The organism is Streptomyces sp. NPDC033131 (genome assembly GCF_055578365.1).
Genome location: NZ_JBVIPA010000098.1, coordinates 1 through 7,805, shown reverse-complemented (window position 1 = coordinate 7,805; position 7,805 = coordinate 1). Strand labels below are relative to the sequence as shown.

Genomic DNA, 7,805 nt, shown 5'->3' with positions numbered 1-7,805 from the left:
TGGTGCCGGTGTGGGATGCGTTGCCGGTGCAGTATGCGGATTATGCGTTGTGGCAGCGGGAGTTGCTGGGTGATGAGGGTGATCCGGCAAGTGTGCTGTCGCGTCAGGTGGAGTACTGGCGTGGTGCGTTGGAGGGGGTGCCGGAGGAACTGGCGTTGCCGTATGACCGTGCCCGTCCGGTGGTGGCGTCGCATGAGGGGCATGCGGTGCGGGTGGATGTGCCGGCTGGGGTGCATGCGCGGTTGCGTGAGGTGGCGCGTGAGCGTGGTGTGACGGTGTTCATGGTGTTGCAGGCGGCGCTCGCGGTGACGTTGCACCGGCTGGGTGCGGGCACCGATATTCCGATCGGGTCGGCGATTGCCGGGCGGACGGATGAGGCGCTGGACGAGCTGGTCGGCTGCTTCGTGAACACGCTGGTCATTCGGAGTGATCTGGCGGGTGATCCGTCGTTCGCCGAGTTGTTGGAGCAGGTGCGGGAGACCGGTCTGCAGGCGTACGCGCATCAGGATGTGCCGTTCGAGCGGCTGGTGGAGGAACTGGCGCCGGCCCGGTCCGCGGCACGGCACCCGCTCTTCCAGGTCATCTTGACGATGCAGGACACGGTGTCGGCGGCCGGTGTGGGTGGATCCGGCGTGGTGGAGACCGGCTTGCGGGCCAGCGGCCTGCCGTTGAGCCGGGCCGGGGTGAAGTTTGATGTGGCGGTGCTGGTGGGGGAGCGGTTCGGTGCGGATGGTGCGCCGGCGGGTATCGGGGGCGTGGTGACCGGGGCTGCGGATCTGTTCGATCCCGGCACGGTGACCCGGATGGCGGACAGTCTGGCTGTGCTGCTCGCCGCATTGACGGAGGATCCGTCACTGCCGGTCAGCGCGGTGGATGTCCTGGACCCGGTTGAGCGTCGGCGGGTGTTGGTGGAGTGGAATGACACTGCTGTGCCGGTGGCTGGGGTGTTGGTGCCGGAGTTGTTCGCGGTGCAGGTGGCGCGGAACCCGGACGCGGTGGCGGTGGTGCAGGCCGGCGTGTCGGTGTCCTACGCGGAGCTCGAGGCGCGGGCTAATCGGCTGGCGCATTTCCTGCGGGCGCAGGGGGTGGGTGCCGAGTCGGTGGTGGGTCTGTGTCTGCCGCGGGGCGTGGAGACGCTGGTCGGGATTCTGGGCGTGTGGAAGGCGGGGGCGGGTTATCTGCCGCTGGATCCGGGTCAGCCGGCGGAGCGGATCGCGTTCCAGCTGCGGGACAGTCGTGCGGTGCTGACGCTGACGACGGAAGAGATTGTGGATGGTCTTCCGGCGGGCCGGCATCGGCTGGTGGCGGTGGATGACACGTTGATGGTGATGCAGCTTGCGGCTGCTCCGGTGACGGTGCCGGTGGTGGAGGTGCGGCCGGGGCAGGTGGCGTATGTGATCTATACGTCGGGGTCGACGGGGCGTCCGAAGGGTGTCGTGGTCACTCATGCGGGGCTGGCGAATTATGTGTCGTCGGTGCCGGCCCGGGTCGGGTTCGGGGGGCGGGGTGGCCGGTTCGCGGTGTTGCAGGGGCAGGCGACGGACTTGGGGAACACGACGGTGTTCGCGAGTCTGGTGTGTGGGGGTGAGCTGCACTTCCTGGACGAGGAGGCGGTCACCGACCCGGGCGCGGTCCGCGGTTATCTCACCGAGCACGGCATCGACTTCCTCAAGGCGGTGCCGTCGCATGTGGCGGCGCTGGGGGTGGATGCGGTGGGGTCGGTGCGGTCGCTGGTGCTGGGTGGTGAGGCGGCCCCGGCCGGACTCGTCCGCGAGCTCCTCGCGGCCGGCGGGGAGCGGTCGCTTTTCAATCATTACGGTCCGACGGAGACGACGATCGGTGTGGCCACGGCCTTGTTGACGGGCGTGCACGCGGCGTCCGGGGTGGTTCCGGTGGGCCGCCCGGTGGCGAACACCCGGTTCTATGTGCTGGACGGGACACTGCAGCCGGTGCCGCCGGGTGTGGTGGGTGAGTTGTATGTGGCGGGTGTGCAGCTGGCGCGGGGTTATGTCGGCCAGCCGGGGCTGACGGGTGAGCGGTTTGTGGCGTGTCCGTTCGGGGCCGTGGGTGAGCGGATGTACCGGACGGGGGACCGGGCGCGGTGGACGGCGGACGGGCAGCTGGTGTTCGCGGGCCGTAGCGATGAGCAGGTGAAGATCCGTGGTTTCCGGATCGAGCCGGGCGAGGTCCAGGCGACTGTGGCCGCCCATCCGCAGGTCGGCCAGGCGGCGGTGGTGGCCCGGGAGGACATGGCGGGTGATGTGCGGCTGATCGCGTATGTGGTCGCCGATGACGAGGACGTGGATCCGGCCGCGTTGAGTATGTCGGTGCGGTCCTTTGCCGGGGGGCGTCTGGCGGACCATATGGTGCCCTCGGCGGTGGTGGTGCTGGACGCGCTGCCCCTGACGGGCAACGGCAAACTCGACCGCGGGGCGCTTCCCGCCCCCGACTACGCCACGGCGTCGGCGGCTGGTGGCCGGGCGCCGGGGTCGGTGCAGGAGGAGATCCTGTGCCAGGCCTTCGCTCAGGTTCTGGGTGTGGACCAGGTCGGTGTGGACGACGACTTCTTCGTGCTGGGCGGCCACTCACTGCTGGCGGTTTCGCTGGTGGAGCGGTTGCGTGGGCGGGGGGTGTCGGTTTCGGTGCGGGCGCTGTTCCAGACGCCGACGCCGGCCGGTCTGGCCGCGGTCGCGGCTCCGGAGGCGGTCGAGGTGCCCCCCAACCGGATTCCGGACGGTTCCGGTCACCTCACTCCCGACATGCTCCCCCTGGTCGACCTGTCGGCTGCGGAGGTCGAACGGATCGTCGCGGCCATCGAGGGAGGCGCGGCGAACATCGCGGACATCTACCCCCTCGCACCCCTCCAGGAAGGCATCCTCTTCCACCACCTGATGTCCGGTCAGGGCAGCGGCGCGGACGGATACGCGGCACCCGCCATCATCCAGTTCGACTCGCGAGAACGTCTGGACGCCTGCCTCGCAGCTCTGCAGGGCGTGGTGAACCGGCATGACATCTACCGCACGGCTTTCGTGTGGGAGGGCCTGAGCGAGCCGGTCCAGGTGGTCACCCGCCAGGCCGTCCTGCCGGTCACCGAGCTCGCGCTCGACCCACAGGGACCGGATACCGCGGAACAGCTGATCGCCGCGGCAGGCTCGGTGATGGATATCGGTCGTGCCCCGTTGATCGATGTGCACACGGCTGCGCATCCGGACGGTGGGGGGCGCTGGCTGGCAGCGCTGCGCCTGCATCATCTGGTGCAGGACCACACCGCACAGGATGTGCTGCTGGAGGAGATGGGTGCGTTCCTGTCGGGTCGGGAGGGGTCGTTGCCGGAGCCGTTGCCGTTCCGGAACTTCGTCGCGCAGGCGCGGTTGGGTGTGTCTCGTGCCGAGCACGAGGAGTATTTCGCGGGGCTGCTGGGTGATGTGGAGGAGACGACGGCTCCGTATGGGCTGATGGATGCGCATGGTGATGGCAGTGGTGTGGTGCGCTCGCACCTGCCCGTGGATGAGGAGGTCGGCGCCCGGGTGCGGGAGGTCGCCCGTGGGCTGGGGGTGAGTGCGGCGTCGGTGTTCCATCTGGCGTGGGCGCGGGTTCTGGCCACGGTCAGTGGTCGTGATGATGTGGTGTTCGGCACGGTGTTGTTCGGGCGGATGAATGCGGGTGTGGGCGCGGACCGGGTGCCGGGGCTGTTCATCAACACGCTGCCGGTGCGGGTGCGGGTCGGCGCTGTGGGTGTGGGTGAGGCGTTGGAGGGAGTGCGTAACCAGCTGGCGGAGCTGCTGGTGCACGAGCACGCACCGCTGACCCTCGCACAGCAGGCGAGCGGCATACCCGGCGGCAGCCCCCTGTTCACCTCCCTCTTCAACTACCGCCACAGCCGGCGTCGCGCTGCCGCATCCGGCCCGGAAGGCGACAGCGCACCCAGAGGCGTCAGGATGCTGCTCTCCCGGGACGCCACCAACTATCCGGTGGCCGTCTCCGTGGACGATCAGGAGTCCAGGTTCGCGCTGATCGTGGATGCGGTCGATCCGGTGGACGGACAGGCGCTGGCCCATCTGCTGCACACGTGCCTGGCCAACCTCGTCACCGCGCTCGAAGACCACCCAGGCAGCTCGCTGTCGGCAGTGGACGTCCTCGACGAGGCCCAGCACAACCAGCTCCTCGCCGACTGGAACGACACGGCCGCCGAGGCGGGGCCCGAGGTGCCGATGGTGCCGGCGATGATCGCGGCGCAGGTGGCGCGGAACCCGGACGCGGTGGCGGTGGTGCAGGCCGGCGTGTCGGTGTCCTACGCGGAGCTCGAGGCGCGGGCTAATCGGTTGGCGCATTTCCTGCGGGCGCAGGGGGTGGGTGCCGAGCGGGTGGTGGGTCTGTGTCTGCCGCGTGGGGTGGAGACGCTGGTCGGGATTCTGGCGGTGTGGAAGGCGGGGGCAGCCTATCTGCCGCTCGACCCGGGGCAGCCGGCGGAACGTCTTGCATTCCAACTACGCGACAGCGGCGCGGTGCTGACGCTGACGACGCAGCAGAACCTGGCAGGCATTCCAGCCGATGGGCATCGGCTGGTGGCGGTGGACGACACAGTCGTGGCGGCGCAGCTTGCGGCTGCTCCGGCGGTGGCACTGGAGGGTGTCCTGTCGTCGGGGCAGGTGGCGTATGTGATCTATACGTCGGGGTCGACGGGGCGGCCGAAGGGTGTCGCGGTCACTCATGCGGGGCTGGCGAATTATGTGTCGTCGGTGCCGGCCCGGGTCGGGTTCGGGGGGCGGGGTGGCCGGTTCGCGGTGTTGCAGGGGCAGGCGACGGACTTGGGGAACACGACGGTGTTCGCGAGTCTGGTGTGTGGGGGTGAGCTGCACTTCCTGGACGAGGAGGCGGTCACCGACCCGGGCGCGGTCCGCGGCTACCTCACCGAGCACGGCATCGACTTCCTCAAGGCGGTGCCGTCGCATGTGGCGGCGCTGGGGGTGGATGCGGTGGGGTCGGTGCGGTCGCTGGTGCTGGGTGGTGAGGCGGCCCCGGCCGGACTCGTCCGCGAGCTCCTCGCGGCCGGCGGGGAGCGGTCGCTTTTCAATCATTACGGTCCGACGGAGACGACGATCGGTGTGGCCACGGTCTTGTTGACGGGCGTGCACGCGGCGTCCGGGGTGGTTCCGGTGGGCCGCCCGGTGGCGAACACCCGGTTCTATGTGCTGGACGGGACACTGCAGCCGGTGCCGCCGGGTGTGGTGGGTGAGTTGTATGTGGCGGGTGTGCAGCTGGCGCGGGGTTATGTCGGGCAGCCGGGGCTGACGGGTGAGCGGTTTGTGGCGTGTCCGTTCGGGGCCGTGGGTGAGCGGATGTACCGGACGGGGGACCGGGCGCGGTGGACGGCGGACGGGCAGCTGGTGTTCTCCGGCCGTGCGGATGAGCAGGTGAAGATCCGGGGTTTCCGGATCGAGCCGGGCGAGGTCCAGGCGGCTGTGGCCGCCCATCCGCAGGTCGGCCAGGTGGCGGTGGTGGCCCGGGAGGACACCCCGGGCGACGTCCGGCTGATCGCGTACGTCGTCGCAGCCGCGGACGCCGTAACTGATGCACTTCCCGGTGATGTACGGGGCTTTGCACTCGGACGGTTGCCGGAGTACATGGTGCCGTCGGCGGTGGTGGTGTTGGACGAGCTGCCGCTGACGGCGAGCGGAAAACTGGATCGCAAGGCCCTGCCTGCCCCGGAGTATGCCGGTGGTGGGGGGCGTGGTCCGGCGTCGGTGCAGGAGGAACTCCTGTGCCAGGCGTTCGCGCAGGTCCTCGGCCTGCCTGCGGTCGGAGTCGACGACGACTTCTTCGCGCTGGGCGGCCACTCGCTGCTGGCGACCAGGCTGATCAGCGAAGTACGGGAGCAACTGGGAGCGGAGCTGCCCATCCGGGCGGTCTTCGCCGCCCGCACGCCGGCCGGGCTCGCGGCCCAGCTCGCACATCAAGGTAATAGCCGTCAAAGAGTGAGGCCCGCGCTGCGGCCGATGCGCAGCCAGGAGGAGTCCTGATGATCCCGCTTTCGTTCGCCCAGCGTCGGCTGTGGTTCCTGGCGCAGCTGGAGGGTCCGAGTACGACGTACACGAACCCCACCGTGCTGCGCTTCTCCGGGTCGCTCGACCACGAAGCGCTGGAAGCTGCGCTGCGGGATGTCCTGGAGCGGCATGAGGTGCTGCGGACGGTGTTCCCGGCGCCTGACGGAGAGCCGTACCAGCGAATCCTTTCGGTCAGCGAAACCGGCTTCGCACTGGTCGTCGCGGACGTGGCTCCGGAGCAGCTGACCGAGACCGTGGCGCGCACGGCGCGGCAGGCATTCGACCTGGCTACGGAGATCCCGCTGCGGGCCCACCTGTTCGTCGTGGGTCCGGACGAGTATGCGCTGGTCGTCGTGGTGCACCACATCGCGTGGGACGCCTGGTCGGCGGGGCCGCTGGCGCGGGATCTGTCGGTGGCGTACGAGGCGAGGCGCACGGGCACGGAGCCTGGGTGGGAGCCGCTGCCGGTGCAGTACGCGGACTACGCCCTGTGGCAGCGGGAACTGCTCGGAGACGAGAACGACCCGGACAGCGTGCTGTCGCAGCAGGTGGAGTACTGGCGGGAGGCGTTGGCGGGGGTCCCGGAGGAGCTGGCGCTGCCGACCGACCGGCCGCGGCCTGCGGTGCGTTCCTACCGCGGGCACCAGGCTGAGCTGGCGGTCCCGGCGGAAGTGCACGGGCGGCTGGTCGCCCTGGCACATGAGCGAGGCATGAGCCTCTTCATGGTGCTGCAGGCCGCGCTTGCGGTGACGTTGTCCCGGCTCGGCGCCGGTACGGACATTCCGATCGGCTCCGCCATCGCCGGCCGCACTGACAAGGCGCTGCACGACCTTGTCGGATTCTTCGTCAACACGCTGGTCGTCCGCACCGACCTTGCCGGCGATCCGACGCTCGCCGAGGTGCTGGAGCAGGTCCGGGAGACGAGCTTCGGTGCGTTCGAGCACCAGGATCTGCCGTTCGAACGGCTGGTGGAGGAGCTGGCACCTGCCCGCTCCATGACGCGGCATCCGCTGTTCCAGGTGATGTTGACGCTGCAGAACGCCGGCTCGGCGAAGCTGGATCTTTCCGGTCTCAAGCCTTCCCGGATGGCTGCGGGAGCTCCCACGGCCAAGTTCGACCTCGATGTCACCGCCGCCGAGACTTTTGGTGCCGACGGCGCTCCCGCGGGTATGCGGGGCATGGTTGTCGCGGCTGCTGATCTGTTTGATGGGGAGACATCTGTCCAGATTGCGCATCGCTGGGTTCGGGTGTTGTCGGCGTTTGCTGGGGATCTGTCCGTGCGGGTGAGTGCGGTCGAGATTCTTGATTCTGCTGAGCGTCAGAAGTTGCTGGTGGAGTGGAATGACACGGTGGTGGATGTGGGTGTGTCGACTTTGCCGGGGTTGTTTGGGGTGCAGGTGGAGCGGACTCCGGATGCGGTGGCGGTGGTGTTTGAGGGGCGGTCGTTGACGTATCGGGAGGTGGATGCGCGGGCGAATCGGCTGGCGCGGTTGTTGATGGGTGGTGGGGTGGGTCCGGAGAGTGTGGTGGGGTTGGCTTTGCCGCGGTCGGTGGATTTGGTGGTGGCGGTGTTGGCGGTGGTGAAGGCGGGTGCGGCGTATCTGCCGATTGATATGGAGTATCCGGCTGACCGGATTTCTTTTCTGTTGGATGATGCTGCGCCGGTTTGTGTGGTGACGGCGTCGGTGGATGCTGCGGTGGGTGTGTTTGGTGGGGTGGAGTGTGTGGTGCTGGGTGATCGGGGTGTGGAGGAGCGGCTGG

Annotated in this window: 2 protein-coding genes; both read left to right on the top strand. The window is 69.0% G+C overall.

From position 1 onward, the window contains the following. Positions 1–6,020, top strand: a 6,020-nt coding sequence (locus tag ACZ5XS_RS45525) for an amino acid adenylation domain-containing protein (RefSeq protein WP_468661604.1), incomplete at its 5' end; no start/stop codon positions are given. Beyond that, the coding region (locus ACZ5XS_RS45520; RefSeq protein ID WP_468661603.1) for a condensation domain-containing protein at positions 6,020–7,805 on the top strand (1,786 nt) is incomplete at its 3' end. The genes ACZ5XS_RS45525 and ACZ5XS_RS45520, both read left to right, overlap by 1 nt.